Consider the following 26,465-nt stretch of genomic DNA (forward strand, 5'->3'; position numbering starts at 1 on the left):
CCCTCCTGCTTGCCGCGATGCGACAGGACTTACGAGGGTGTGTCATGACCGTCTTGGACGATCGTGCACGAAGGCGCTAGCTACTCGCGCGGTCTAGCGCCCCGATATCGTCAGGCGAAAGCTTCAACGACGCGGCGCGGATCAGACTGTCCATCTGGGCCGGCGTCGTCGCGCTGGCGATCGGCGCGGTGACACCCGGCCGTGCGATGATCCAGGCCAGCGCCACTTCCGCCTGCTTGRCCGAATGGCGCTCGGCCACGGCATCGAGCGCGGCAAGGATGCGCATGCCGCGCTCGTTGAGGTAGCCGGCGACGCCCTCGCCGCGCGCGCTTTGGCCGAGATCGGCCTTGCTGCGGTATTTKCCGCTCAAAAATCCCTTGGCCAGGCTGAAATAGGTGATGACGCCGATATCCTCGGCCTTGCACAGGTCRAGCAGCGGTCCGTCGAGCGACGAACGATCGTACAAATTGTATTCGGGCTGCAGCACCTCGTAGCGCGGCAGGCTGCGCAGGCTGGCGACGTCGAGCGCGGCGCGCAACTGGCCGGCATCGAGATTGGAGCAGCCTGGATAGCGTATCTTGCCCTTTTCGAGCAGCCGCTGATACGCGCCGAGCGTTTCCTCATAGGGCGTGGCAGGATCAGGCCAGTGCGACAAATAGAGGTCGATGACGTCGGTTTGCAGCCGCTTCAGCGACGCGTCGACCGCCTTTTCGATATAGGCGGCGGAGAGGTCCTTCTTGCCTTGCCCCATATCGGAGCCGACCTTGGTGATGACGACGATTTGATCGCGGTTGCCGCGGCTCTTCATCCAGTTGCCGATGATGGTTTCCGATTCGCCGCCCTTGTTGCCGGGAACCCAGCGCGAATAGGAATCGGCCGTGTCGATGGCGTTGAAGCCTGCCGCGACGAACCGGTCGAGCAGATCGAAGGAGGTCTTCTCGTCGGCGGTCCAGCCGAAGACGTTACCGCCCAGGACCAGCGGCGCGATGGAAAGGTCGGTGCGACCGAGACGACGTTTCTGCAAGACTGATCTCCGTGATGCTGGAACGGGCCTGACGCCCAAGGATGGGATGCCGGTAAGCTAGGTCGTGGCCGGACAAGGTCAAAGGCATGGTTTTGCTTTTTGATCGGACCAGCGCTTCACGARGGCGAGACCTGACGACCCACCTCTTCCAGCCAGTGATCGCGAATGCCGAGCGCCTCGAGATGCTCGAGCGTGCTCAAGACGTAATCCTCGTTCCGGCCGGATTGGCCAACGGCGCCGCGAACGATACCTGCCGCGTGACCGGCGTCGAGCGCCCCGGCATATTGCTCATGCTGCCGGTCGACGATGTAGGCAACCRCCTCGACTGTACTGCCGCCATGCAGCCGGACGTCCARCATGYGTTCGAGATAGACGCTGGTCACCAGCTCGCGTTCGCGCAGATAGGAAAGCACCTCGTCGCGCAGATTGCCGGGAACGCGGTAGGCGAGGCCGATGCAGGAGCCGCCCCGGTCGAGGCCGAGCACCAGGCCCGGCCGCTCCCGCGTGCCGCGATGCACGAAGGAATAGACGCAAAGCGAGCGGCGATAGCCGTAAAGCCGGGCGCGGCGCGTCTCGACATGGGCAAATCCGGGCCGCCAGATCAGCGACCCATAGCCAAAAACCCAAAAATCGCCCATATCGCCAAGCCTGATCGCATTCGAGTGAACGACACCGCACCGACAAGGTGCTTCTTCTGTCCCCCGCTTGTTTGCGTATTGGTAAACGCCCGCTCGCCGGGGTTAACGAGAGCCGCAGCATGACGTCAAGTGACGAGCGATCGCCCAAACCCCGCCGCCGGCTGTTCTGGCTCGCCGCGTTCATCGTCGTGCTGTTCGCCATCTACAGCGGCGGCTGGTTCTATCTTGCCGGCAGGCTCAAGACCGAAGCCGACCAGGCGGTGGCGCGATTGGGCGGCAAGGGCATCGCCGCTGGCTGCGCCAACCTCACCGTCAGCGGCTATCCGATGAGCTTCACGGTCTCCTGCGACAACATCGCCTACGAGGACGACGCCCGGAAGGTCGCGGCCTCCACCGGAAGCTTCAACGCCGTCGCCGCGATCACCGGGCCTTTGTCGCCGGTCGCCGACCTGCGCGGGCCGCTGCGGACGATGGCGCCCGGCATGCCACCGCTCTGGATCGACTGGGACCAGTTGCAGGCCAATGTCAAAGTGTGGTGGCCGCTGCCAAGGAGCGTCTCGCTGCGGGCCGAAGGCCTGAACGGCCAGACCGATCCGCAGGACGACACGGATCCGATGCAATTGTTCAGCGCCGGCAAGGCGGCAGGCCAGCTGCAGCCAGTCGGCCAGGACATCAACTATGTCGGCAGCTTCGGCGATCTGGAGATCAATGCGGATGCCATCGACGGACGCGTGCTGCCGGCGCTGGACGGCAGTGGCGACGTAACGCTGAAGAACGGCGTAGCGTTGATCGCGACGCCRCCGAAGAGCCTGCGCGGCCAGTCGATCGACATCGCCAGGCTCGACCTGTCGTCGGGAACCGCGCGCATCACCGTGTCCGGGCCGGTCTCCGTCGACGCGGAAGGCCTGATCGATGCAAGCCTGACCATCAAACTCAAGGACCCCAAGGCAGTGGCCGCCATCCTTGGCGGTGCCATCCCGGAGCACAAGAGCGAGATCGAGCAGGGATTTGCYGGAATCGCCATGCTTGGCAAGGAGCCGTCCCTGCCGCTGAAGATCGTCAAGAGCAAGGCTTCGCTGGGCTTTATCCCACTCGGCAAGATCAAGCCGGTCGAGTAAAGCAGCGWTGGCGAGACTGCTCAGCGTCGGCGCCTTCACCCTCGACACGATCCTGCGCGTCGAGACGCTGCCGGCGCATCAAGGCAAGTTCATCGCCAGCGACGGCGTCCAGATCGCCTCCGGCATGGCGACGAGCGCCGCCTGCGCCGCGCATCGCCTTGGCGCCGAGGTCTCGCTCTGGGCGAGCACGGGCGACGATCCGGTCGGCGACCAGCTGATCGCCGACATAGAGGCCGAAGGCGTCGACTGCAGTCTCATCCGCCGCGTCGCCGGCGCGCGGTCGGCGCTGGCCGCGATCGTGGTGGACGCGCATGGCGAGCGCATCATCGTCCCCTTCTACGACAAAAAGGCGCAAGCCGATCCCGAGGCTTTGCCGCTTGCCGATCTTTCCGCCTTCGATGCCGTGCTGGTGGATGTCCGCTGGCCGGGCGCCGCGGCGCTCGCCTTGAGCGCGGCCCGATCGATCGGCCGCCCGGCGATCCTCGATGCCGATACCGCGCCCGTCGAGGTGCTGGAGCGGCTCTTGCCCTTGGCCTCGCACATCGTCGCCTCGGAGCCCGCGGCCCGCATCGTCTGCGGCCACGCGCTCGACCCCGAAAGCGCCTGCGCCGACCTCGCCTCGCGCACCGACGCCTTTGTCGCGGTGACCGGCGGCGCTGCCGGCACCTGGTGGCATGACCGGACGACCGGGCGCGTACGCCATGTCGAGGCGCCGAAGGTCAAGGCGATCGACACGCTCGCCGCCGGCGACGTCTTCCACGGCGCTTTTGCCGTCGGCCTCGCCGAGGCCATGCCCATGGAGAAGGCCTTGCGCTTTGCCAGCGCCGCCGCCGCGCTCAAATGCCTGCGCTTCGGCGGCCGGCTGGGCGCGCCGGACAGGGCCGAGACGCTGGCCATGATGGCGGCGCACTGGCCACCATCGGAACAAGGGTAGCGGCACGGCACAGGGATTTGACCGATCGGCTCCGTTCGCGTTGGCAGGTGGATGCCTCGGAGATTGGCCGAAACGCCCATCGCGATCGTCATTCCAGGGCGGAGCAGGAGCGAAGCTCCGTCGCGAAGACCCTGGTATCCATGCCGCTACCTTCGCCAAGGCGTGCAACGGAGCAGAATTCTGCACCGCGGCAACGCTTCCAAGTCGCGGCATGGATTCTATGGTCTGCGCTGCGTCGCTTCGCTCCTTGCTCCGCCATAGAATGACGAGGTTGGGAGGCCTCAGCCAATCTCCAAGGCTGCCAATGCAGACATAGTCGACCGGTCAAAGTCCGGTGCCGAGAAATTAAGGAACCAGCCTACGACTTGGCCGGATGCTCGACGGCCTGGCGGCCAAAGTCCGGCACGTCGATATCCTGGCCGGCCTCGATGATCGAGCGGCGGATGGCGCGCGTGCGGGTGAAGAGGTCGAACAGCTTCTCGCCGTCGCCCCAGCGGATCGCGCGTTGCAGCGAGGCGAGATCCTCCGAAAAACGCGCCAGCATCTCCAGGATCGCGTCCTTGTTGTGCAGGCAMACGTCCCGCCACATGGTCGGATCGGAGGCGGCAAGGCGGGTGAAATCGCGGAAACCGGAAGCGGAATATTTGATGACCTCGCTCTTGGTCACCGCTTCCAGATCGTCCGCCGTGCCGACGATGTTGTAGGCGATGATATGCGGCAGATGCGAAACGATCGCGAGCGTCATGTCGTGATGCTGCGGATCCATCGTGTCGATGTTGGAGCCGCAGCGCCGCCAGAATTCCGAAAGCGTCTCGAGCGTGGCGGGATCGGTGCCCGGCAGCGGCGTGAAGATGCACCAGCGGTTCTCGAAGAGATCGGCGAAGCCGGCATCGGGCCCGGACTTTTCCGTGCCGGCCAGCGGATGGCCGGGGATGAAGTGCACGCCCGCCGGCACATGCGGCTGCATCTGCGCGATCACCGAGGCCTTGGTCGAGCCGACATCGGTCAGGATGGCGCCTTTCTTCAGCGCCGGCGCGATCTCGGCCGCGACCTCGCCGGACGAGCCGACCGGCACCGAGACGATGACGAGGTCGGCATCGCGCACCGCTTCCCTGGCGTCTGTCGAGTAGGAATCGCCGAGACCGAGCTCCTCGGCGCGCTTCAGCGTCGAAGCGCTGCGCGTCGCGATGGCGATGTGCCTGGCAAGCCCCTCGCGGCGGATGACGCGGGCGAGCGACGAGCCGATCAGGCCGATGCCGACCAGCGCTATTTTCTCGAACATCGGTGATGCCATGGCGTTCTAGCTTTTCAGGAAGGTCTTGAGCGCATCGATGACGCCGCGATTTGCTTCCTCGGTGCCGACGCTCATGCGCAGCGCGTTGGGGAAGCCGTAGCCGGTGACGCGCCGCAGGATATAGCCGCGCGCGCTCAGATAATCGTCCGCGGCCGCCGCCGAATGCTTCTCGCCGTCGGGAAAATGGATCAGCACGAAATTGCCGACGCTGGGCGTGACGCGCAGGCCGAGCCCGGTCAGCTCGGTGCTCAGCCAGGCCAGCCATTTCTCGTTATGCGCCACGCTGCGCTCGATATGGGCGCGGTCGCGGATCGCGGCGATGCCGGCCTCGATCGCGGTGGCATTGACGTTGAACGGGCCGCGGATGCGGTTGATGGCATCGACGATATGCGCCGGCCCGTACATCCAGCCGATGCGGGCGCCGCCGAGGCCGAGCTTGGAGAAGGTGCGGGTCATCACCACGTTCTCGGAGCTGCCGGCCAGCTCGATGCCGGCTTCGTAGTCGTTGCGCCGGACATATTCGGCATAGGCCGCGTCGAGCACCAGCAGGACGTTTTTCGGCAATGCCGCGTGCAGCCGGCGTACCTCCTGGAACGGCACGTAGGTTCCGGTCGGGTTGTTCGGGTTGGCGAGGAAGACGATGCGTGTCGCYGGTGTCACGGCCGCGAGGATCGCGTCGACATCGGCGCGCTCGTCGGTTTCCTTCACCGCCACCGGCTTGGCACCCGCCGCCTGGATGTAGATCTTGTAGACCATGAAGGCGTGTTCGGTGAACACGGCCTCGTCGCCCGGCGCGAGATAGGTCTGCGCCAGCAGCCCCAGGATTTCGTCGGAGCCGTTGGAGCAGATGATGTTGGCCGGGTTCAGACCATGCACCTCGGCGATCGCCTCGCGCAGCCGCCGCGCCGTGCCGTCGGGATAGACGTCGAGCTTCGCCGCCACTTCGCGCGCGGCCTCGATCGCCTTCGGCGAGGGCCCCAGCGGATTTTCGTTCGACGACAGCTTGTAGACTTTCGTCACGCCGGCCGGCGCCGTGCTTTTTCCCGGCACATAGGCCTCGATGTCCATGATGCCCGCGCGGGGCGTCGGACGGGGCTGATCCTGCTTCATGTCACAAATCCGTCGAGAAGGCCTTCAAGGCCGCAGCGGGAATACAGGCCACGGGCTGGAATGTCGAGTGCCGGCGCCTGGCGTAAGCGGGCCGCTCGCGAGGATCGGGGCCTTGAAAATCGCGCGGCGCCTCAGGAGCCGGTCACTGCTTCGCCGAATCGACGGCGGCGCGGAACCCCTGCAGCTCTTCATCGGCAATGGCGGCGATCTCGGCCTTGCCGGGGTAGCTGCCGCCGTCGACCTCCCTGCGGAAGGCCGTGAGCGCGTCGATCCGGGCGTCGCGTACCTGCTGGTGCAACGCAGCCAGCTTGCCCCAGGCCCGCGCGTGTCGGGGGAGGCGAGCCGACTCGCCGCAGATGTCCGACGTGAACAGGAAAATGACGTCCGCCTCGGCGCCCGAGCCGAGCGACACGGTCACCAGCGCGGTGCGGCGGTGGATTTCCGCCATCAGCGCTGCCGGTATGATCTCGCACTCGACCGCAAAGGCGCCGGCATCCTCGAGGCGCCGGAACTGGTCCCAGAGCTCCACCGCCTCGGCCGCGGTCTTGCCGACCGCCCGGWTGCTACCGACCCAGGTCGACTTGCGCGGCACGAAACCGAGATGGCYCATGACGGGTATCCGTTCATTGGCCAGCATGCGCACTGTGTCGAAGCCGCGGCCGGTGATGACCGCGTCCGCCCCGGACGTGATCGCCGAAAAAGCGGTGCGCAGGATTTCGTCGCCGGTCACCGCGTCGGCGAAACCGAGCGCGGCCGTCACGAAGACGCGGCGCGACCCCTCGCGGACGCGGGCGACGTTGGCGGCCCGGCAGACCACCATCTCGATGCCGGCCGCCTCGGCCGCGGCCGCCTCGTCCGCCGTCTCGGCTGTCGCCTGGGCGACGCGCCGGCCGGCCTGCCGCAATGCGCGCAGGCCGGCGACGGTGATGCTGCGTTCGACCTCGCGGCCGCCGAAATCGAAGATCCTCGGCACACTCAGCCCTTGAGCTTCTTGGCGTAGTAATCGGGAGCGACAACGCCAGGCTTGGAGAACCAGGCCGGAACGTCGACACCGGAATAGAGCAGGATGTTGCCCCAGGGGTCGAAGGCGCCGGTGCGCACGATCACCTTGGCCCTGGCCGCCATCTCGCTGAGGATGGCCTCGTGCTTGACGGTTTCATGGTCGGCGTCCGGGAACAGGCGCTTCACCTTCGCAAGCAGCGGCGCGTTGTGCACCGGCAGCGTGTCGGCATAGGCGACGCGTTCCGCGATCAGGTTGGCCGCGATCGGCGTCAGCACGGTCTCGAGATCGGGAACGTCGGGCGCAATCGCGAGGTCGATGCGCCATGCGCTGGAAGGAATGGGGAAACCCGCGTCGCAGACGATCATCAGGTCGCCATGCCCCATGCAGGCGATGGCGTGGGCGAGTTCGGCGTTAAGCAGTCGGTTGCGGTTCACGGTTGCTCCTTCCATACGGTTTTCATGGCTTCGGCATAAAGCGCGTCGGCCTGGGCGCGCTGGGGCAGGCCGGGAATAACGCCGAGCCTGGTGCAAGCGATCGCGCCGCAGACGACGCCGAAACGCACGGCCTCGACGATATCGCGGCCTTCGGCGAGCGCCATGGCGAAGCCCGAATTGAAGGCGTCGCCCGCGCCGGTCGTGTCGGTGACCTCCACCGGCACCGCCGGCACCATGATATCGATCTCGTCGGTCAGGATCAGCGCGCCGCTGCGGCCGAGGGTGACGACGACGTTGCGCACACCGCGCCGCCGCAATTCCCGCGCAAGCTCGCGCGAAGACCTTGGGTCGTCGGCTGGCAGGCCGAGCAGGATGCGCAGCTCGCTTTCATTCGGAGTGAGGTAGTCGACCCAGGCGAAGATCGTATCGGGCAGCTGGCGCGCCGGCGCCGGGTTGAGGATCGTCCTTGCGCCATGCTTGCGGCCGAGCTCCATCGCCCGCGTGGCGGCGGCCGTCGGCACCTCCAGCACGGTCATGACGACATCGCTCTCGGCGATGCGCGCCTCGGCCGTGTCGACAGTGGCCGCGTCCATCAACTCGTTGGCGCCCATGTCGAGGATGATGAAGTTCTCGCCCTTGTCGTTGAGGATGATGAAGCCGACGCCTGTCGCCCGCTCCGTTCGCGTGGTCACAAGGCTGGTGTCGACGCCTTCGGCCGCATAGAGGTCGGTGGCGATGCTGGCGAGCTTGTCGGTGCCGAGGATGGCGAGCAGCGACGACGACGCGCCCAGGCGCGCCGTCGCGACGGCCTGGTTGGACCCCTTGCCGCCCGGACCCATGTCGAAATCGGTGCCGAGCATGGTTTCGCCGAAAATCGGCAGCTTGGGCGCCCGCATGGTCAGCCCGACCGCGAAGCTGCCGACGATGGTTATCTTTGGCTTGGTCATCCGCATTCCCGTTTCAGGATGTCATGGCGCGCGCGAGGATCGCCGTCTCGTTGATAGCCTGGCCGGTGAGGTCGCCCGACACGCGGCCGTCGCGCAGCACAAGCACGCGTTCTGCATTCATGATCAACTCCGGTATCTCCGAGGAGATCATGACGATCGCCATGCCTTCGCCGGCGATGCCGCGCAGGATCGAGTAGATTTCCGCCTTGGCGCCGACATCGATGCCGCGCGTCGGCTCGTGCAGCACCAGCACGCGTGGATTGGTGACGAGACTGCGGCCGAGGATGATCTTCTGCTGGTTGCCGCCCGAAAGCGTTCCCAGCTTCTGGCCGAGATGTGAAATCCGCGCATCGAGCCGCGCGACCTGGGCGCGGGCCTCGCGTTTCACCGCGCCGCGCCGCACGAAGCCGGCCAGCGAAAAGCGCGGCAGCGAGGCGGAGACGACATTGTCGGCCACGCTCATCCGCAGAAGGCCGCCGGAACCGCGCCGGTCGGCCGGAACGAAGGACATGCCGAGGCGGATCGCGGCGAGCGGATCGGCGCCGCGCAGGTCCTTGCCGTCGATCGTGACCTTGYCGCGCCGGGCGCAGAGCCCGAAAAGCGCGTCGCCAAGCGCGTCCTTGCCGGAATCGGGAAGCCCGCCGATGCCGAGTATCTCGCCGGCGCGCACGCTGAAGGAAACATCCTCCAGCCCCGCCGCCTCGAGGTTCTCGACCTTCAGCACGGCGTCCTCGCCTTCAGGCCTGGGTTCGGCCTGAAGCGACCATTGCAGGGCGGCGTCAAGGTCGCGGCCGACCATGGCCCGGATGAGCTGGTCCTCGGACAGGCCCTCATTGTCCATCGTCACGATCGTGCGGCCGTCGCGCATCACCGTGACGCGGTCGGCGATATCCAGCACCTCGCGCAGATGGTGCGATACGTAGATGACGGTCACGCCCTCGGCGCGAAGCTGCCTGACGACCTCGAACAGCCTTTCGCTTTCGCGTTTGGAAAGCGCCGAGTTCGGCTCGTCCAGCACGAGCACGCGGGCGTTCTGGCGGATGGCGCCGGCGATCTCGACCAGTTRCATCTCGGCGACCGACAGGCGGCCGACCTTGGTGTCGGGGTCGAGGCCGCCCATGCCGAGCCGGGTGAGCGCGTCGCGCGCCTTGCGCCGCATCATGTCGCGCGGCAGCAGCGAAACGGCCGAGCACGCCGCCATGTCCGACATCATGATGTTTTCGGCCACGCTCATCGTCGGGCAGAGCGCCAGCTCCTGATAGACGACGGTGATGCCGTGGGCGCGGCTGTCGAGCGGAGAGGATAGTTTCACCTCCCGGCCGTCGACCAGCAGCTTGCCGCCGTCGGGGCGCAGGTCCCCGGCCAGGATGTTCATCAGGGTCGACTTGCCGGCGCCGTTCTCGCCGATCACGGCGTGAACCTCGCCGGCCCGGAAGCCGACGGAGATACGGTCAAGCGCGAGCACGCCGGGGAACCGCTTGGTTACTCCGGCGATCTCGACGATGTTTGCGAGGGATGGGGCGGCCGTCATCGAGCTGGCTCGACGGGCCGGCGGAACCTGCGGCCCGCCGGTCCGTCACGCTGGCGTTGTTACTTCTTGGCCACCTCGGCGATGTTCTCCTTGGTGTAGACGCCGACGCCGGTGTCGAGGTTCTCGATCGCCTGCCCCTTGAGGAACTGGACGAGGAGGTCGACCGCGGCGAAGCCCTGCTTTTCCGGAGCCTGGTCGATCGTGGCCTGCACGTCGCCGCTCTGCACGAGCTGCACGGTCTGGTCGAGCAGGTCGAAGCCGACCACCTTCACCTTGTCGGCCGCCTTGTTGCGCTCGACCCAGGTGCCGGCGGCGGGAGTGGAGCAGCATTCCAGCGACAGGACGCCGGAGATCGACGGGTTCGCCAGCATGGCGTTCTCGATCGCCGAATAGATCTTCTGCGGATCGGTGCCGGTGTTCAGCGTGCTGACCACCTCGATGCCGGRCTCGGCCTTCAGCGCCTCGCGCGCGCCTTTCTCACGGTCGAGCGACCACTGGGCGGYGGCGTCGATGGTGGTGATCATCACCTTGCCCTTGCCGCCGAGGACCTTGGCCATCAGCTTGCCGGCCTCGCGGCCCGACTGCACGAGGTCCTGGCCGGCGAAAGCCAGGCGCTTGCTTTCGGGATTGTCGGTGTTGAAGGTGACGACCGGGATGCCGGCGGCGATCACCTTGTCGATCAGCGGCGCCAGCGCGTCGGTCGACACCGACGAAATCGCCAGGCCGTCCATCTTGCCCATCAGCGTCTCGATCTCACTGATCTGGCCGTCGGCGTCGGYGCCGACCGGGCCGATGAACTGCACGTTGACCTTGTCCGAAGTGGCCGCGCGCTGGACGCCGGCCTTCATGAACGGCGCGAACTCGTTCGAGACGTCATGGTAGGAGACGTAGATGTCGAGCGGCTGGCCGGCGGCGATCTTGGCCTTGATGCRCTCGGCGAGCGAGAAATCGGCGAGCTTGGCCTCGGCATGCGCGAGCGCCGGCAGCAGACTGAGCGCCGCCGCGAGAATGACGTGTCTGATTTTCATGGATAGTCCTCCCTCTTGTTTGGCTTGATTGCCCTTAGAATATGATGCCGAAAAGTGTGCAGCGGCCTTCGGACGACATCATGCTCTATCTCCTTGATTTAGAACCGGATTCAGATATCAGGTCGATGCGGCCTGAAACCTGGATCCGCTTCTAGGCCGCGCGTCGCGTGGTCCATTTGTCGATACCGACGGCGATGATGATGACGAGGCCGATCATCAGCTCCTGCACGAAGGGCGACACGCCCATCAGCACAAGGCCGTTGCGCATCACGCCGATGATCAGCACGCCGAGTATGGTCCCAAGGATGGTGCCTTCGCCGCCCGACAGCGAGGCGCCGCCGACAATGGTCGCGGCAATGACGTCGAGCTCCAGCCMGAGGCCGGTGCGGCCGGCCTGTCCGCTCGGCAGGAAGGCGAGGCTGAGGATACCGGCGAAGGCGGCCAGCAGCCCCATCAGCACGAAGGCCCAGATCTTCACGGTGTTGACGGAAATGCCCGACACGCGCGCCGCCTTGGCGCTGCCGCCCACGGCATACACCCTGAAACCGAAATTCGAGTAGGAAAGCACCAGCCAAGCCAGCACGGCGATGATGGCGAAGAACACGAGCTGCATCGGAATGATGCTGAACAGATAGCCCTGCCCCATGAAGCTGAAGGTCTCGAGAACGTCGGGAAGCGCGCCGTTGCGCGCATTGACGGTGACGGGCTGGCCGTTGGTCAGGATGAGCGCGGCGCCGCGGACGATGCTGAGCATGCCGAGCGTGGCGATGAGCGAGGGCAGGCGGCCGTAGGTCGACAGGATGCCGTTGATGATGCCGATGACGACGCCGGTGAAGAGGCCGACCGCGAGTGCCGGCAACAACCCCCAGCCAGCGATGATCAGCATGCCGGTGGCAAGCCCGGAAAAAGCGTAGGTCGATCYGACGGAGAGATCCACCTCGCCGGAGATCAGCACGAACGTCATGCCGACCRCCATGATCCCGAGCAGYGAGACCTGGCGGCCGATGTTCAAGAGGTTCAGCGAGGTGAGGAAGCCGTCGGTCGCGAAGGTCAGGAACAAGCAGATCACGACCAGCGCGATGAACACGCCAGCCTCACGGACCCGCAAGAGTCGCGACAATTCAAACCGGCCTGCGGCTGCCGCGCGCGCGCCGCTCCTGACCGTATCGGCCATCCCATTCCTCCCTCGACGGCGGCGCAACGGCTGCAGCCGTCCGTCGCTGTTCTTCATCTTCCCATCGATCCGTGGCCTGGGCCCAAGCCCGGGTCGATGTCCTCAGAGCCGGGCTCGTGCCCGGTCGTGCTTGCTCAGGAGGCCTGCTGGAAAGACCCGGCAGGCACCTTGCGCAATYGTTCGTAGTTGCCGTATTCGCGCACCTTCTYGAAGGGCGCGTTCTCGACCGCGTTGTAGGAGCAGATGTAGCCCCAGCGATACGTGTCGGAGCGGTTGGCGTCCGAGCGGTGCAGCAGGTTGCCGTCGAAGACCAGGGCGTCGCCCGCCTCCATCTCGACATAGACGTGCTCGAAGCGCTTCAGGGYAGCTTCCAGATGCTCCTGCTCGACATTGGTCTGCTCGTTTTCGCGGATGTGGTTGAGGYGGCCGAGCTTGTGCGTGCCCTTGAGCACCTGAAGGCAGCCGTTTTCACGCRTCGCCTTGTCGAGCGCGACGTAGATGCTCATCATTTCCGGCGCCAGACARCCGTAATTGTACCAGTAGCCGAAGTCCTGGTGCCATTCCCATGCGCCGCCTTCGTTAGGCTGCTTCATGGTCATCTTGTGGCTGTAGAGGTAGATCGGCTTGCCGACGGCGTCCTCGGCCAGATCGACCATCCGCTCGTCGCGCGCCAGCAGGCCGTATTTGTCGTCCTCGGCCTTGGTCCACATCTTCAAGAGCGTGGTCTTGCCTTCCTTGTCGCCCTTGGACATCACGCCGCCCTTGCTCTGCTCCTCTTCGAGCTGCTTGYGGGCGTGGTCGCGGAAATTGGCGACTTCACCGACGCTCAGCAGGCCACGGCGAATGATGTAGCCGTCGCGTGCGTAAAGTTCCGCTTCATGTCTGGTCATCGCGAGCATCAATATTCTCTCCCTGGAACCCTAAAGCATCCCGCGATGCGGCGGGGCGCCCCTGAACCTCTTTGAAGGCCCGGTCCCGATCCGTTTCCGGCCGGCATTCCCAGGCTCGTTAGGAGAAATTAGTCCATCCGCCAGGGAACAAAATGGACAAAGGGAACGCATTTTTTGTATAAAACGCGCATGGAAAAAAGAACGTCCGTCATCGAGAGTTTTCATTATGTGCCGGCTCCGTCCTGGACCCGCGCCGCGTTCAGCGTGCTGCGCGCCGGAAAGGTCGCCGCCGGACCCGATTATCGGATAGAACGCGCCGTCTATCCCGGACAGGACATCCTCTACTGCCTGGCCGGCGCCGRCTATGTCGAAACGCTTGGGCAAAGGATCGACGTCGGGCCTGGTCAACTGGTCTGGATGGCGAACGAGGCGCCGCACGTCCATTCCGCCGATCCCCGGGATCCCTGGACAGTCCTTTGGTTCAGGCTGGACGGGCCGGAGCCCGCCATCCTGCGGCGCAAGCTGTTCGGAGACGGCGCGCCGCGCGCCATCTTCGCCGAGGGAGCAAATCCGGTCCCTTGGTTCGAGCGCCTGTTTGCCGCGCTGCGCCGCCGCGACGCCAGCCTCGACCTGCGCCTTTCGCAACTGGTTGCCGAATTCCTGCTCCTGATCGATCGCGCGTTGGCGGGACCGGACAGCGACGACCTGCCGAAACCGCTCGCCTCCGGTATCGAAGCGATGCGCGGGGCGCTCGGCTTTGCATGGAACGCGTCGGCCCTGTCGGYCGTCACCGGGCTCGGGCCGTCGCAGACCCGGCGGATGTTTCAGCGCCATCTTCGCACCAGCCCGCATCAGTGGCTGATGCGCGAGCGGTTGATGCACGCGCAGTCACTGCTGGTGCAGGACGACCAGCCGATCGCCGAGATCGCCGAGACATGCGGCTTTTGCGACGTCTACCATTTCGGCCGCGAATTCAAGCGATCGGTTGGCATTTCGCCTTCGGCCTGGCGGCGCAGTGAACTGGGTGTCGCATCGAAGCGCTGAGCAGGTTCCGCGAAGGCGTCGCATGGCCTTCCGGCAAGAACCTGYGACAAGGTGCGGTGAACTGATTGGAGCGCCGCGCTACCCGTTGACGAAGCGCGGCGCTGGTCCTAGAAGGACTGCCAGACTTCCGTGGTGATTTGGCCGGTCGGCTTGCAGCCACGTTAAACAACTCGCTAAAGGGCCGTTTGCAACCTGTAACCGGCTTTGCGACGGCAATGCCGGTTTTTTGTTGTCCGCGGCCGGCCGGACACCGCATCGGGACGAAACCGCTGCGGCACAGGATCGAGGACGGACATGGCCGCTCAGCGCGCTGCAAGAACCAAAGACGAGGTCGACCATCCGTCGAGCCCGGTGCTGCGGTTCGGGCCCGACAAGCCGCTGAAGCTCGACGCCGGCACCCTGCTCTCGCCTTTCCAGATCGCCTACCAGACCTACGGCACGCTCAACGATGCGCGCTCCAACGCCATCCTCGTCTGCCACGCGCTGACCGGGGACCAGCACGTCGCCAACACCAATCCGGTGACCGGCAAGCCGGGCTGGTGGGAGGTGCTGATCGGTCCCGGCAAGATCATCGATACCAACCGCTTCTTCGTCATCTGCTCCAACGTCGTCGGCGGCTGCCTCGGCTCGACCGGCCCGGCCTCGATCAATCCGGCGACCGGCAAGCCTTATGGGCTCGACCTGCCGATCATCACCATCCGCGACATGGTGCGCGCGCAGGCGATGCTCATCGATCATTTCGGCATCGAAAAGCTGTTTTGCGTGCTTGGCGGCTCGATGGGTGGCATGCAGGTGCTGGAATGGGCCGCAAGCTATCCGGAGCGCGTGTTCTGCGCCCTGCCGATCGCCACCGGCGCCCGCCATTCCTCGCAGAACATCGCCTTCCATGAGGTCGGCCGGCAGGCCGTCATGGCCGATCCGGACTGGCATGGCGGCAAATATCTCGATTTTGGCAAGCGCCCGGAAAAGGGGCTGGCCGTCGCGCGTATGGCCGCCCACATCACCTATCTATCGGAAGCAGCGCTCCACCGCAAGTTCGGCCGCAATTTGCAGGATCGGGAGGCGTTGACCTTCGGCTTCGACGCCGATTTCCAGATCGAGAGCTATCTGCGGCACCAGGGCATGACCTTCGTCGACCGCTTCGACGCCAATTCCTACCTCTATCTGACCCGCGCGATGGACTATTTCGACCTTGCCGCCGATCACGGCGGCCGCCTCGCCGATGCCTTCRCCGGCACCAAGACGCRCTTCTGCCTGGTTTCCTTCACCAGCGACTGGCTGTTCCCGACCGAGGAGAGCCGCTCGATCGTGCATGCCTTGAACGCGGCGGGCGCTTCGGTCTCCTTCGTCGAGATCGAGACCGATCGCGGCCATGACGCCTTCCTGCTCGACGAGCCGGAGCTGTTCGCGGCCATCAACGGCTTCATCGCCTCCGCTGCCCGTGCGAGGGGGCTCAGCGTATGACCCCGAAGAGYCGCAGACCTTTCGGACCGGGATCATGCGCCATGCAGGAGGCGAGGCCATGAGCGTCAATCGCGCCCAGCGTGTCGATCTGGAGGTCGTCGCCGATCTTATTCCGGCCAATTCGCGCGTGCTCGATGTCGGCTCCGGCGACGGCCTGCTCCTGGAACTGTTGCAGGAAACCAAGCAGGTCGACGGCCGCGGGTTGGAACTGTCGCAGCGCGGCGTCAACGAATGCGTGGCGCGCGGGCTCTCGGTCATCCAGGGCGACGCCGACACGGATCTGAAATTCTACGCCGACAAGGGCTTCGACTTCGTCGTGCTCTCGCAGACGCTGCAGGCGACGCGCAACCCGAAGGTCGTGCTCGACGAGCTGCTTCGGATCGGCAACCGCGCCATCGTCTCCTTCCCCAATTTCGGCCATTGGCGCGTGCGCTTCTCGCTGCTGATCAAGGGCAGGATGCCGGTCACCAAGGACCTGCCCTATTCCTGGTACGACACGCCCAACATCCACTTCTGCACCATCCGCGACTTCGTCAACCTGTGCGACGAGCTTGGCGCGACTGTCGAGAAAGCGACCGCGCTCGACGCCAACGGCCAGAAGATCGGCCTGTCGATGCCCTGGTGGTTCTGGAACTTCTTCGGCCAGCAGGCGGTGTTTTTGTTGAAGCGATGACGGGAATGCGTTTCTTTCGTCAGTCACCGGCTGTGGTGRAGATCCCACCAAACATTCTGCCCGAGCTACGGGCGGGAATTCTCGTCTGCACGTCACCGCGCAGCGGCAGCAATCATCTCGCGGGATTGAYGGCTTCCGCCGGGCTGGGCCATCCGTTGGAATGGTTTGGCGGGCGACGCCTGCTGGAGTTACCGGGTTACCCGCGAGATCCCCGCACACAGCTTTTGCGTGCGCTGACGGAAGGGCGATCCTCTACCGGAGTCTATGCGATCAAGCTCTTTGCGAGTCAGTTCAAACAACTTGCCAAGAAGGTGAATTTGCCAGCGAGCCTTCCTAATTTGAGCTATGTGCGCTTGACCCGTGACGATCTGCTCGGCCAGGCGATCTCATGGGCACGTGCGCGTCAAACCCGCAAATTCCGATCCACCGAAATCAGTCATGTACCGCCACGCTATAACGGCCAGGCAATTGCAGAGTCTCTGGAAAAACTTTTGATGGAGAACGCGGCATGGGGCGGTTGGTTCGCCAAGAACGGCCTGTCTTTCCTCTCCCTGACCTACGAGCAGGTTCAGCGTGATCCGGCGGGGAGCCTAACGAAACTGGCGCAGCTAGTGGATGTAGAGCCCAACTGGGGCCCAGAGCTCCAGTCAGGTCTCGAAATCCAGCGCGACGCACTCAATGAAGAATGGCGAAAGCGTTTCCTGTCCGAAAATGCCGACCCGTCCAGCTTCGAATACCGAACAAGGAAATAGATCATTTAACAATTTCGTAGCGTAGAACTGCATCTCGATCGTTTGACAGCATGCCGTCAGGGCTATAGCCCTAGTTGATCAACTGGTTGTCTCGCGATGGCGGAGCGCCCCACCTATTCTATCGTCATAGAGATGGAGAATGCCAAATCCATCGACTGGGACGAGATCGGCCTTGGGTTGGAAGCCTTGGCGCGTGAGATCGCCGACGTTTCCGCTACCGGATTTGCGCGACCGAAGGTCATTATCTCGCATGGCGGCCTCGAGACTGACGCAGTCTCGCTGCGAAGCCATATCGGAGCCGAAGCCCCACAATTGGAGYAGGTTGCTGACCTGGCATTCGCAGCATGTCCCGGCGGCAGATACTACGACCTCAAGAACAACGGGATCCCTTCGAGCGAAGGAAGCATTCTTGTTTTTCTGGATTCTGACACGGTTCCGGAAAGGAACTGGCTCTCAACGTTGCTGAAACCCTTCATCGACCAACCTGAAACCATCTGTGTGAATGGGCACACCTATCTTTCATATGACGACTTCTTTTCGCGAACCTTCGCGTTGATCTGGTTCTTCCCCATGGCCGAGGGAGACAGGAGGTTCGCCTCGAAGCGTGCTATCAATGCCAACAACGTCGCCTTCCGCCACGACTGGATATCCAGCCACCCAWTTCCACCACAGAACGGCTTTAAGGTCTCGTGCACGCTGCTGATGCATCAGCTTTGGAGCGAAGGCCACAAAATAGTCAATGTGGACGCGCGCGTTCACCACTACTCGCCACGCGGCTGGCGCTTCTTCTATTGGCGCGCGCTGGTGACGGGCAGGGATGCCGACAGAAAGTTCGTCGAGCTCCATTCCCCCACCCGCGCCCAGCGAGTTGTCAAGTCGTTTAGCCGCTGGGGAACCATGTCGTGGCGCACGATACGACGCGTCATAAGCCATGCGCCGAGAACGGGTATGCCGCTTTGGCAAATCCCGTTTTCGCTAGCGGTCGGCCTGGCGTTTTACACGCTGGCGTTTTTTGGCCATTTCAGCCTGGCTGCCGGGCTCGTTCGTGATGAGGTCGAAATCGTGCCCGCTTATGTCGGGCATAGTTAGARCAATTTCGACAAAAGCGTGTAACGATTGGCTCGCCGGCCTGCCCTAGCTTTCAGTCCAGTTCCGGAACCGCAGAAGGACCCGCCGATTTCCTGCGCGGGACATGGGCGCCGTTTCTGCTAGCCAAGTACATCCGTAGCCTTGTGCGGATGCTCGACGCCGTCGACGAAGAYCACGTCGGACAACGAATTCCCGGTGCGCAGCGAAAGGATCGCCTGATAGGCCGGCGAATTGTACCAGTCCCGCGCATGCTGCCTGTCCGGGAACTCGATGACGATCAGGTGTCCGGGCCAGCTGTTCTCGACAACCTCGACATCRCCGCCATGGACGATGAAACGCCCGCCGAACGGCGCCAGCGTGGCATCTATCTTCTCAAGATACTCGACGATCCAGGGACCCGGCGTGACTTGGCGCATATGGGCAGCTGCGTAAGCGGTCATGGTCTGCTCCTTGATGGATCGAAGCCGATCGGCCGGCCTCGCGGAGATCACCATGCGGGAACCAGGTAGTTCGGTCGATTACCTCGGACGTCATCGGGACAAGCCGTTCCTCGCCCCTTGCTGACGGACCGTCAAGTCAACGGAGAAGCCAATTGTGTTGCCATCAAACCGCAATGTTGCGGAAAAGCCGCCGGTTTCGGGATTTCTCGGCTGGCCTGGCGTKACACAAAGGTGGCTTTTTTGTAGCGTCGGCCGCAAATCAAAGGTGGACGCGAAGATAGCCATCAGACCCATCCGACAAATGCTAGATTCGACCGGTGGTGGCAGCCCGATGTCGAGCCAGGATGTTCCGCTGATCTCAGTGATCACGCCGACCCACAATCGGCGCAGCCAGGTCGTGCGCGCGGTGGAAAGCGTTCTGGCGCAGACACTTACCCGATTCGAGCATATTGTCGTCGACGACGGTTCGACCGACGGGACGGCCGCCGCGCTCGCCGAAATCCGCGACCCGAGGCTGATTTATGTCGGCGCCAAATGGCGCGGCGCCAACGCCGCGCGCAATGCGGGCATCGAGCGCGCGCGGGCGCCGGTGGTTACGTTCCTCGATTCGGACGACGTCTATCTGCCGGACCGGCTGGAGCGGACGCTGGCGCGCTTCGACCAGAACCCTTCGCTCGAAGTGCTCATCAGTTCGTTCGTCTCGCTCAAGGGCAGCCGCAGCACCAAATGCATCAACCGCGCGGCCTTTCTGGACAAAAGCACGCTGCAGCGCGCTCTGGTCTCGCAGACTATCTTCATCGCCGGCTCGGCGATCACCGCGAGGCACGAATCGCTGCTCGCGATCGGCGGCTACGACAGCGACATCACGCGCATGCAGGATCGCGAGCTTCTGCTGCGTTTCGCCCGCCGCAGCGGCGCCCTGCTGTCCGAGGACATAGACTGGAAGAAGTACAATTCGGAGAACTCGATCTCCGGCCGGCGCGACGGCTATGTCGCGGCCTATGCCAACCTGATCGACAAGCACCCTTACATCGCCGACCGCTATCCCGATGTCCCGCCCTATATGATCGCTCGCCAGATCATCGCCGACACGTTGAAGGGCCGGCTGCAGCAGGCCTTTTCCGGCTACCTCGCAAATCGCTCGTCCAAGGCGCTCGGCTATTCGCTGCCGCAGCTCTTGCGCGGCTATGTCGTCGGCCGCCGCTGGCGGCGCRATTGCTACGACGAGTTCCGCGCCAAATAYGGCGCCCGGGCGGTTTGACCGCCTTCTAAAGCATGTCTCCCGAAAGTGGGAACCGGTTTCGGGATGAAGACATGCGTAAAATCAAAAACCTAAAGCGCATGGCCCGGATCTGAAAGATCGCGCCGCGCTTTAAGCTTCAGTGGATTCCTTCTTGCGGCGCGGCGCCGCAGGTGGCGGTTCGATCGCGCCGGCCCTGACGCGCGCGGGTTTCAGCGCCGGCGCGCCGGAATCCTTGACGATGTTCAGCGAGCGCGGAAAAAACTGGGTGTTGTGCTGACCGCGCCCGATATTGATGATCGCTGTTTCGGGCAGACGCTTCTGCAGCATGGCCAGCACCCGTCGCAGCGTCGGGCCGTCGAACGCATCGAGCGCTTCGTCCATGATTACCCATTTCGGCTTGCGCAAGGCGAGCCTGGCGAAAGCCAGCACCCGTTGTTCGTCATCGCCGAGCTCACGTTCCCACCGCCCGGGGTGGTCGAGGGCGGTTGCCAGCCGATCGAGGCCGACCTCGCCAAGCATCGCCGCGATCTCGGCATCGCTCGCCGGGGCCTCGCCGTTCGGATGGTCGAGGACTTCGCGCAACGTGCCGGCCGGGAAATAGGGCACGCGGGGCACGAAGATGGGGGTCTCGCCGGCCGGCAGGCCGATCCGGCCGCTTCCCCATGGCCACAGGCCGGCAATGGYGCGAAAGAACAATGTCTTGCCGGCGCCCGGCTCGCCGGTGATCATGACGCGCTCGCCGGCGTGGATTTCGACATCGGTCTGGGCAARCCTGGTGCAGCCTTCCGGCGAAGCCACCTCGAGCCTGTCGAAGGTCAGGCTGCCATTGGCGTTTTCAACGAACTGGATGCGTTTTTCCTTGTGATGCAGCGCATCGGTCTCGGTGAGCGCAATGCGGAAATCGGCCACGCGCATCAGCGTCGCGCGCCAGTCGGCGATGCTGCCGATATTGTTGATGAACCAGCGCAGGGACGAATGAACCTGGTTGAAGGCGCCGACCGCCATCATCAGCCCGCCGAACGAGATGTCGCCGGAAAAATAGACCGGCGAAGCCACCAGAATGGGCGCCACCACCGTTATCCAGCCATAGGTGTCGGTCACCCAGGCCAGGTTGATCTGCGCGGTGAAGATGCGCCGCATGGCGCCGAGCACCGTGCCGAGGTCGAGCTCCAGGCGGCGCCGGGCGTCGGGCTCGCCATGGTAGAGCGCGATTGCGTCGACGTTTTCGTTGACCCGCACCATGGAGGAGCGCAGCTCCGCTTCGCGGGTATAGCGCTCGCTGTTGAGGCCGATAAGCGGACGCCCGACCAGCCAGCTCAGCCACGAGGCGATGCCGGCATAGAGGAAGGCCGCCCAGACCATGTAGCCCGGTATCGCCAGTGAATAGCCGCCGATGTGGAAGACGAAGCCCGAAGACAGCTCCCACAGCACTCCGATGAAGGAGACGAGCAGGATGAAGGACTGCAGCAGGCCGACGCCGAGATCCGTCGACAGATCCGACAGATGAGCGGCATCCTGCTGCATGCGCTGGTCGGGATTGACGYCGATGGCGCCGGCATTGGCCAGCCGGAAGGCCCGCGCCGGGCGCATCCATTGATCGATCAGATCGAGCGTCAGCGCCTCGCGCAGCCTCAGACGGATCATCTGATTGAGCCAGGTCTGGCCGATGTTGAGCACCAGAAGTCCGCCGGCGATCATCGCAAAGACCAGAAGCTGGTGCAGGAAGTCGGCCATGTCGCGCCGGGCCAGCGCGTCATAGAAAGGCTGGTTCCAGCGGTTGAGCAGGACCTGCCCGATCGCGGTGGCGACGATGACCGCCACGATGCCAATGGAGACCCAGGCTAGTTGCCCGCGCACCGGCGAGGTTTTTATCCCCAGCTTGATCGTCGCCACCTGGTCGGCGAGGCTGCTTGCCTCGACCGAGACGGCGGGTTTTTGCGGGCCCGGGTTTTTATCGGTCTGGWCGTCCATGAAGGATCTTCCTGGTTTCCGCGGCGGTCATGATGGCCGCGCCAAGCAAGCATGCTMGGATCCGGCACGCCTCAGATAGGGTGATGATCGCTGCGCGTTGCAAGGCGCGGCGGCGATCACGAACGCGTCACTTGGCCAGGCGCGCGGCCAGTCGAATGCCGGCCCAGCCTCGTCGCGCCTTGCGGCGAGAAGACCGGCACGAAGACGCGACGCGAGGCGCGTTGCACGACGGGCACGCCCTGATAGAGCCGCTTCTGCGCCTCGACGACGATGACGCCGGAAAAGATCGGCCAGAACCGCCGGCCGGCCTTCTCCAACACATTGTGGAACCGCATCATGAAACGCCGCGGCGATGGAGGGAAAAACAGCGCGTCAGACCAGGACGCGGGCGTAAAATTCGCCTCGCGCAGCAATTCGGTCAGCTGGCCGCGCGAGAAYGGTCGGCCGTTGCCGAAGGGCGTGTGCTCGAAGCGCGCCCACACGCCGCGCCGGTTGGGGACGACGATGACCACACGGCCGGCTGGCGACAGCACGCGCCAGATCTCGTTCAGCGTCTCGCGCGGGTTTTCGGCATGTTCGAGAGAGTGCACCAGGAGCACGCGATCGATGCATGCATCGACCAGCGGCAGTTCCTCGTCGAAGACCAGCGCCGTCGCCRCCGGCCCGGTCGCCGGCCACACCACGGCGCCCTGCGTCGCCGGCATGAAGGCGAAGACGCRCTCGGCATCGGTGCCGAAGCGTTCCRGCCAGGGCAGCGTGTAGCCGAGGCCGACCAACCGCTCGTTGGGCACGGTTGCCCATATCGACGACAACGCCATGGTGATCGAATGCTCGGCCAGGCGGCCGAGCGTGGACGAGTAGAAGGAGCGCAGATCCACAATATCCGAATGCATGCGCGGGACGGTAGCTGCGAAGCCTGTCAAGTTCAACAAAGGCGCCCGGTCGACAAACGCGCCAGGTTCAACAAACCCGGATGACATCGGYGCCCGCCCGCCCTATGTCTGCGACGACAAAGGGAGACACGCGATGCCGGTCGAAATCGAGCAGTTCATGTGCCGCACCGACAATTTCGGCGTGCTGGTCCACGATCCGGAAAGCGGCGAGACGGCGATCATCGACGCGCCGGAAGAGGCGCCGATCCTGGCGGCGATCAAGCGCACCGRCTGGACGCCGACATTGATCCTCACCACGCATCATCATGCCGATCATGTCGAAGCCAATCTGGCGCTCAAGGAGCGCTTCAAATTGCGCATCGTCGGCCCGGAGGCCGAGAAGGCGAAAATCCCCGGCATCGACGAAACCGTGAAGCAAGGCTCGGTCGTGCGACTCGGCGAGGAGAGGATCGAGGTCATCGAGACGCCCGGTCATACCGCCGGCCATGTCTCCTACCATCTGCCGGCCTCGAAGGTGGCCTTCACCGCCGACACGCTGTTTGCGCTGGGTTGTGGCCGGCTGTTCGAATGCAAGCCGCCGGTGATGTATGACTCGCTGAAGAAGCTGGCGGCGCTGCCGGCGCAAACCGCCATCTATTGCGGCCACGAATACACTTTGGCCAATGCCCGCTTCGCGGTGACGGTCGACCCCGGCAATCCGCTGCTGAAGCAGCGCGCGGCCAGGATCGAAGCGCTGCGCGCCGCCAACAAGCCGACGCTGCCGACGACCATTGGCGAGGAATTGTCGACCAACCCGTTCCTGCGCGGGCATGACCCGTCGATCCGCAAGCATCTTGGCATGGAGAGAGCCTCGGACGCCGAGGTGTTCGCCGAGATCCGCAAGCGCAAGGATAATTTTTGAGCCTGCTTGAATGACCACCAGCGCCGCCGAGATCATCGCAACGCTAGGCTTAAAGCCGCATCCCGAAGGCGGCTGGTATGCCGAGACCTTTCGCGACGCCGCGGGCGGCCCGCGCGGGCATTCGACCGCGATCTATTTCCTGCTTGAGCAAGGCCAGCTCTCGGCCTGGCACCGGGTGAGGGACGCGGCCGAGGTCTGGCACTTTTATGCCGGCGCGCCGCTGGCGGTGTCGATGCATGAGGAAGGCGCCGGCGCCGTCATCGAGCAGGTGCTGGGCACGGCCCTCGCCGCCGGCGAGCGGCCGCAGATCGTCGTGCCGGCCGGCTGGTGGYAATCGGCGCGCAGCCTCGGCGAATGGACGCTGGTCGGCTGCACCGTGGCGCCGGGCTTCGATTTCGCCGCCTTCGAGCTTGCCCAACCGGGCTGGCAGCCGAAAATCGCCTAACTGAGAAGAAGAAATCCCAGCGTGATGGCCAGCTGGGCGGCATAGTAAAGCACCCAGACCGCATGGCGCATCCAGACGCGATGCGGCGAGATCGCCGCGAGCAGGAAGCGCTCGGTTGCCAGGAGCCCGTCCGAAGCGATGAAGAGCACCGCGCCGGCAATCACCCAGACCTTGTCCGTGGTGAGCGCCGAAATGCCCATAGCGAGGATGGCCGCGACATAGACCGCGACCGGGATGCGCAGTTGCGGGCCGACGCGGCGCCAGAGCGCGGCAAGCATGACGATGCTGAACACGGCCATGGCGAGAGCAATCGCGTCCCGCCAGAACTCGGCGCTCAGCAGTTGGAGCCCGCCGCCTGCCTGCGCGAACAGCGCGACATAGGCGATGTGGCCGGCGAGAAARCTCGCCAGCCCGCCTAGAAAGGCCTTTTCGCCGTCGCGCGACAGAAAGGCATCGCCGGCCGCGCTGAGTGCCAGCGCCGCGACGAGCAGCAACGGGCCGCCCTGCATGGCGGCAAGYACGGCCAGCAAGGCCACGGCAAGCGTCTTCGCCGCCGTGCGCGTCCATTTCGGCGGCATGTCGAGCGCAAAGGCGTAGATCACGGCCGCGACAAAGGAAAACAAAAGCGTCGCGTTGGCGTTGGCCTCGATGCCGCCCGGGAACGGCATCATGCGTTGACCTCTTTGGCCGCCGGCTTGCGCATCAGCAACGACTTTGCCGCGAGCGCGGCGCCCCCCGTGATGAGCACGCAGGCCGCGAGAATGCGCAACGACGGCTCGGCGACGCCGGYAGCGATCAGCACCAGCGTCGACAACAGCGGCGCCGCATAGCTCGCGGCGCCTAGCACCTGGATGTTGCCGCGCTTGACGCCGATGTCCCAGGCATAGAAGGCAGCACCCACCGRCATCAGGCCGAGCCCCACGACGGCCAGCCACTGTCCGGGGCCGTCCGGCAGCACCGTCTTCTCAAGCAGAAAATGGCAGACCAGCGACAGCACCGACGTCGCCGCGCAGAACCAGGTGACGATCGAGGTCGGCACCGAGGGGAAGCGCCGCGACAGAAGTGAATAGGACGACCACACAAGCGCGCAGACGGCGGCCATCGCGTAGCCGAAGGCGTAACGCGCGTCGAAGGCCAGCCCGCCGCCCTTGGTGACGATCAGGACCGTGCCGGCAAGGCCGAGCAGCGCGCCGACGACATGGTTCCAGGCGAGCCGCTCGCCCGGCATCAGCGCCGAGCCGAGCACGATCARCAGCGGCCACAGATAGGCGATCAGGCTCGCCTCGACCGCCGGCGCGTTGCGCAGCGCCGTGAAGTAGAAGAAATGATAGCCGAACAGGCCGGCTATGCCGATCACCCAGACTTGGCGAGGGATCTTCAGATTTCTGTCGGCGGCCGRCATCACCAGTCGGGCGGCGAGCCCGACGCAGGTGCCGATGGCGAAGGTGATGGCCGACAGCAGGAACGGCGGCACCTGGCCCGAGGCATTGGTGAGCAGCGCCAGCAGCGCCCACATGGCGACCGCCGAAAACCCGATCAGTGTTGCGCGCRCCATATCTCCCCCGCCGGCGCGAGGTGGCGCCTGACCTAATTCACCGCTTCGAACCGTCCGGCGCTGATGGTCAATGGACCKATCTGGGTCCCGACCGTGGCGCGGATCGGCGCATATACGCCGGATTGGCCGACCGGTGCAAACGTCACCAGCATGCGACTCTTGTTCTTGAGGAAGTTCAGCGCCTTGCGGCCCTTGCGATAGCCCGCCACCGRCTCGAAGCCCATCTTGCAGGTCACCGTGTCGCCCTTGTAGCCCGGCACCGAGATCGAACCCTTGGACGCATAGGTCAAGGTCAGGTCGGCGCGCATCTCGCCGTCATAGAATTTGACCGTGCGCCCGCAGACCTTGTCCAGGCTGTCGGCATGGATGACGGTCGCCGCCATCGGATCGAGCACCGATTTCAGGTCTCCGTCGCCGATCGGCACCCAGTTCTTCGGATCGCGCTTCTTCGGCGCGGGAATGACTTGCGTGGAGGTGACTGCCCCATTGCTGAAGCGTATGTCGACCATCGAGGCCTTCTTGCCGGACGTATAATCGGCCCTGAACACCTGCGGCGTCATCCGCTTGTCGGAAATGGTGCCTTTCGACGAAATCGTGCCTTTCGTATCGTCGAACAGCCTGCCGAGCCCGGCGGCGGAGACGGTGCCGTTGATGGCGTAGGTATCGCCCTCGTAGCGGCTGGAAAAAGTCGCCCTGGCGATCGAAAGGYCGAGATAGGACACCGTATATTCGCCCTTGAAGGATTGCGGCGGCGCGGCGGCGAAGCTTGTTGCCGGCACGGCAAGGGCAAGCAGGGTGGCGAATGCGTGAGTCGAGCGGACCATGGCGGCTGACGAATCCCTGGCGGTTCGGCCGGAACGCAAAGGATCC

At 64.7% G+C, this 26,465-nt stretch carries 27 protein-coding genes and 1 riboswitch; of the genes, 10 read left to right on the forward strand and 17 right to left on the reverse strand.

Annotated elements, in window-relative coordinates; genetic code table 11:
• Positions 1-76 precede the first annotated feature (76 nt).
• On the reverse strand, positions 77-1,024 hold the full coding sequence (locus tag LCM4576_RS18435) for an aldo/keto reductase (RefSeq protein WP_071033639.1): 948 nt from the start codon (positions 1,022-1,024) through the stop codon (positions 77-79).
• A 116-nt stretch (positions 1,025-1,140) separates the two neighbouring features.
• Complete coding sequence (locus LCM4576_RS18440; RefSeq protein WP_071033641.1) at positions 1,141-1,662, reverse strand: gamma-glutamylcyclotransferase; 522 nt, start codon at positions 1,660-1,662, stop codon at positions 1,141-1,143.
• 119 nt (positions 1,663-1,781) lie between these two features.
• Here LCM4576_RS18440 and LCM4576_RS18445 point away from each other — a divergent pair, with 119 nt between their 5' ends.
• Both LCM4576_RS18445 and LCM4576_RS18450 read left to right on the forward strand, forming a co-directional pair.
• Positions 1,782-2,780 (forward strand): DUF2125 domain-containing protein, encoded by a 999-nt coding sequence (locus tag LCM4576_RS18445; protein ID WP_041000342.1) that lies wholly within the window; start codon positions 1,782-1,784, stop codon positions 2,778-2,780.
• Positions 2,781-2,787: 7 nt separating this feature from the next.
• A complete protein-coding gene (locus LCM4576_RS18450) occupies positions 2,788-3,714 on the forward strand; it encodes a sugar kinase (protein ID WP_071033643.1) in 927 nt (308 codons plus the stop codon).
• Between the two features lie 358 nt (positions 3,715-4,072).
• Here the strand turns inward: LCM4576_RS18450 and LCM4576_RS18455 are convergent, their stop codons facing one another.
• The 9 genes from LCM4576_RS18455 to LCM4576_RS18495 form a co-directional block, all read right to left on the reverse strand.
• The gene (locus LCM4576_RS18455; RefSeq protein ID WP_198540266.1) at positions 4,073-5,008 is read right to left on the reverse strand and encodes a prephenate/arogenate dehydrogenase family protein; all 936 of its coding nucleotides are present in this window, start codon (positions 5,006-5,008) and stop codon (positions 4,073-4,075) included.
• 6 nt (positions 5,009-5,014) lie between these two features.
• On the reverse strand, positions 5,015-6,118 hold the full coding sequence (hisC, locus tag LCM4576_RS18460) for a histidinol-phosphate transaminase (RefSeq protein ID WP_071033647.1): 1,104 nt from the start codon (positions 6,116-6,118) through the stop codon (positions 5,015-5,017).
• 142 nt (positions 6,119-6,260) lie between these two features.
• Positions 6,261-7,091, reverse strand: a complete 831-nt coding sequence (locus LCM4576_RS18465; protein WP_071033649.1) for a 3-methyl-2-oxobutanoate hydroxymethyltransferase — start codon at positions 7,089-7,091, stop codon at positions 6,261-6,263.
• 2 nt (positions 7,092-7,093) lie between these two features.
• Positions 7,094-7,555, reverse strand: a complete 462-nt coding sequence (rbsD, locus tag LCM4576_RS18470; protein ID WP_071033651.1) for a D-ribose pyranase — start codon at positions 7,553-7,555, stop codon at positions 7,094-7,096.
• Positions 7,552-8,502 carry a ribokinase gene (gene rbsK / locus LCM4576_RS18475; RefSeq protein WP_244510837.1) on the reverse strand — a complete coding sequence of 317 codons (951 nt, stop codon included), beginning with the start codon at positions 8,500-8,502 and terminating at the stop codon, positions 7,552-7,554. Before rbsK ends, rbsD begins: the two co-directional genes overlap by 4 nt.
• Before the next feature lie 13 nt (positions 8,503-8,515).
• Entirely contained in the window at positions 8,516-10,033 is a 1,518-nt protein-coding gene (locus tag LCM4576_RS18480) for a sugar ABC transporter ATP-binding protein (RefSeq protein ID WP_071033655.1), read from the reverse strand.
• 59 nt (positions 10,034-10,092) lie between these two features.
• A complete protein-coding gene (locus LCM4576_RS18485; RefSeq protein WP_071033657.1) occupies positions 10,093-11,061 on the reverse strand; it encodes a sugar ABC transporter substrate-binding protein in 969 nt (322 codons plus the stop codon).
• 151 nt (positions 11,062-11,212) lie between these two features.
• Positions 11,213-12,235 (reverse strand): ABC transporter permease, encoded by a 1,023-nt coding sequence (locus LCM4576_RS18490; RefSeq protein ID WP_071033659.1) that lies wholly within the window; start codon positions 12,233-12,235, stop codon positions 11,213-11,215.
• Between the two features lie 134 nt (positions 12,236-12,369).
• Entirely contained in the window at positions 12,370-13,125 is a 756-nt protein-coding gene (locus tag LCM4576_RS18495; protein WP_244510838.1) for a phytanoyl-CoA dioxygenase family protein, read from the reverse strand.
• Between the two features lie 189 nt (positions 13,126-13,314).
• On the opposite strand from LCM4576_RS18495, the gene LCM4576_RS18500 reads away from it, so the two are divergent.
• The 5 genes from LCM4576_RS18500 to LCM4576_RS18520 all read left to right on the forward strand — a co-directional run bounded on the left by LCM4576_RS18500 (position 13,315) and on the right by LCM4576_RS18520 (position 18,147).
• The gene (locus LCM4576_RS18500) at positions 13,315-14,169 is read left to right on the forward strand and encodes an AraC family transcriptional regulator (RefSeq protein ID WP_071033663.1); all 855 of its coding nucleotides are present in this window, start codon (positions 13,315-13,317) and stop codon (positions 14,167-14,169) included.
• A 119-nt stretch (positions 14,170-14,288) separates the two neighbouring features.
• Positions 14,289-14,366, forward strand: a riboswitch (SAM riboswitch).
• Between the two features lie 97 nt (positions 14,367-14,463).
• Positions 14,464-15,633 (forward strand): homoserine O-acetyltransferase, encoded by a 1,170-nt coding sequence (locus LCM4576_RS18505; RefSeq protein ID WP_071033665.1) that lies wholly within the window; start codon positions 14,464-14,466, stop codon positions 15,631-15,633.
• A 58-nt stretch (positions 15,634-15,691) separates the two neighbouring features.
• Positions 15,692-16,306 carry a methionine biosynthesis protein MetW gene (gene metW / locus LCM4576_RS18510; protein WP_041011284.1) on the forward strand — a complete coding sequence of 205 codons (615 nt, stop codon included), beginning with the start codon at positions 15,692-15,694 and terminating at the stop codon, positions 16,304-16,306.
• Complete coding sequence (locus LCM4576_RS18515) at positions 16,255-17,058, forward strand: Stf0 family sulfotransferase (protein ID WP_131803263.1); 804 nt, start codon at positions 16,255-16,257, stop codon at positions 17,056-17,058. The genes metW and LCM4576_RS18515 overlap by 52 nt, the downstream gene beginning before the upstream one ends.
• 96 nt (positions 17,059-17,154) lie before the next feature.
• Positions 17,155-18,147, forward strand: a complete 993-nt coding sequence (locus LCM4576_RS18520) for a glycosyltransferase family A protein (RefSeq protein ID WP_071033669.1) — start codon at positions 17,155-17,157, stop codon at positions 18,145-18,147.
• A 119-nt stretch (positions 18,148-18,266) separates the two neighbouring features.
• On the opposite strand, the gene LCM4576_RS18525 is transcribed toward LCM4576_RS18520, so the two are convergent.
• On the reverse strand, positions 18,267-18,587 hold the full coding sequence (locus LCM4576_RS18525) for a DUF1330 domain-containing protein (RefSeq protein WP_071033739.1): 321 nt from the start codon (positions 18,585-18,587) through the stop codon (positions 18,267-18,269).
• Positions 18,588-18,918: 331 nt separating this feature from the next.
• On the opposite strand from LCM4576_RS18525, the gene LCM4576_RS18530 reads away from it, so the two are divergent.
• Positions 18,919-19,848 (forward strand): glycosyltransferase family A protein, encoded by a 930-nt coding sequence (locus tag LCM4576_RS18530; protein WP_071033671.1) that lies wholly within the window; start codon positions 18,919-18,921, stop codon positions 19,846-19,848.
• A gap of 111 nt (positions 19,849-19,959) precedes the next feature.
• Here the strand turns inward: LCM4576_RS18530 and LCM4576_RS18535 are convergent, their stop codons facing one another.
• Together LCM4576_RS18535 and LCM4576_RS18540 are read right to left on the reverse strand one after the other, a co-directional pair.
• Positions 19,960-21,801 (reverse strand): ABC transporter ATP-binding protein/permease, encoded by a 1,842-nt coding sequence (locus LCM4576_RS18535; RefSeq protein WP_071033674.1) that lies wholly within the window; start codon positions 21,799-21,801, stop codon positions 19,960-19,962.
• Between the two features lie 116 nt (positions 21,802-21,917).
• A complete protein-coding gene (locus LCM4576_RS18540) occupies positions 21,918-22,694 on the reverse strand; it encodes a class I SAM-dependent methyltransferase (RefSeq protein ID WP_071033676.1) in 777 nt (258 codons plus the stop codon).
• A gap of 133 nt (positions 22,695-22,827) precedes the next feature.
• On the opposite strand from LCM4576_RS18540, the gene gloB reads away from it, so the two are divergent.
• Together gloB and LCM4576_RS18550 are read left to right on the forward strand one after the other, a co-directional pair.
• Entirely contained in the window at positions 22,828-23,595 is a 768-nt protein-coding gene (gloB, locus tag LCM4576_RS18545; protein WP_071033740.1) for a hydroxyacylglutathione hydrolase, read from the forward strand.
• A 10-nt stretch (positions 23,596-23,605) separates the two neighbouring features.
• Complete coding sequence (locus tag LCM4576_RS18550) at positions 23,606-24,040, forward strand: cupin domain-containing protein (RefSeq protein ID WP_071033678.1); 435 nt, start codon at positions 23,606-23,608, stop codon at positions 24,038-24,040.
• Here LCM4576_RS18550 and LCM4576_RS18555 read toward each other — a convergent pair.
• The 3 genes from LCM4576_RS18555 to LCM4576_RS18565 are packed head-to-tail and all read right to left on the reverse strand — an operon-like array spanning position 24,037 to position 26,419.
• Positions 24,037-24,711: a lysoplasmalogenase family protein gene (locus LCM4576_RS18555; RefSeq protein WP_071033679.1), complete on the reverse strand. Its 675-nt coding sequence runs from the start codon at positions 24,709-24,711 to the stop codon at positions 24,037-24,039. The genes LCM4576_RS18550 and LCM4576_RS18555 overlap by 4 nt on opposite strands.
• Positions 24,708-25,595 (reverse strand): DMT family transporter, encoded by an 888-nt coding sequence (locus LCM4576_RS18560; RefSeq protein ID WP_071033681.1) that lies wholly within the window; start codon positions 25,593-25,595, stop codon positions 24,708-24,710. Before LCM4576_RS18560 ends, LCM4576_RS18555 begins: the two co-directional genes overlap by 4 nt.
• A gap of 32 nt (positions 25,596-25,627) precedes the next feature.
• A complete protein-coding gene (locus LCM4576_RS18565) occupies positions 25,628-26,419 on the reverse strand; it encodes a DUF3108 domain-containing protein (protein WP_071033683.1) in 792 nt (263 codons plus the stop codon).
• Positions 26,420-26,465 lie beyond the last annotated feature (46 nt).

Origin of the sequence: Mesorhizobium sp. LCM 4576 (genome assembly GCF_001854815.1) — a bacterium.
Lineage (GTDB): Bacteria > Pseudomonadota > Alphaproteobacteria > Rhizobiales > Rhizobiaceae > Mesorhizobium > Mesorhizobium plurifarium.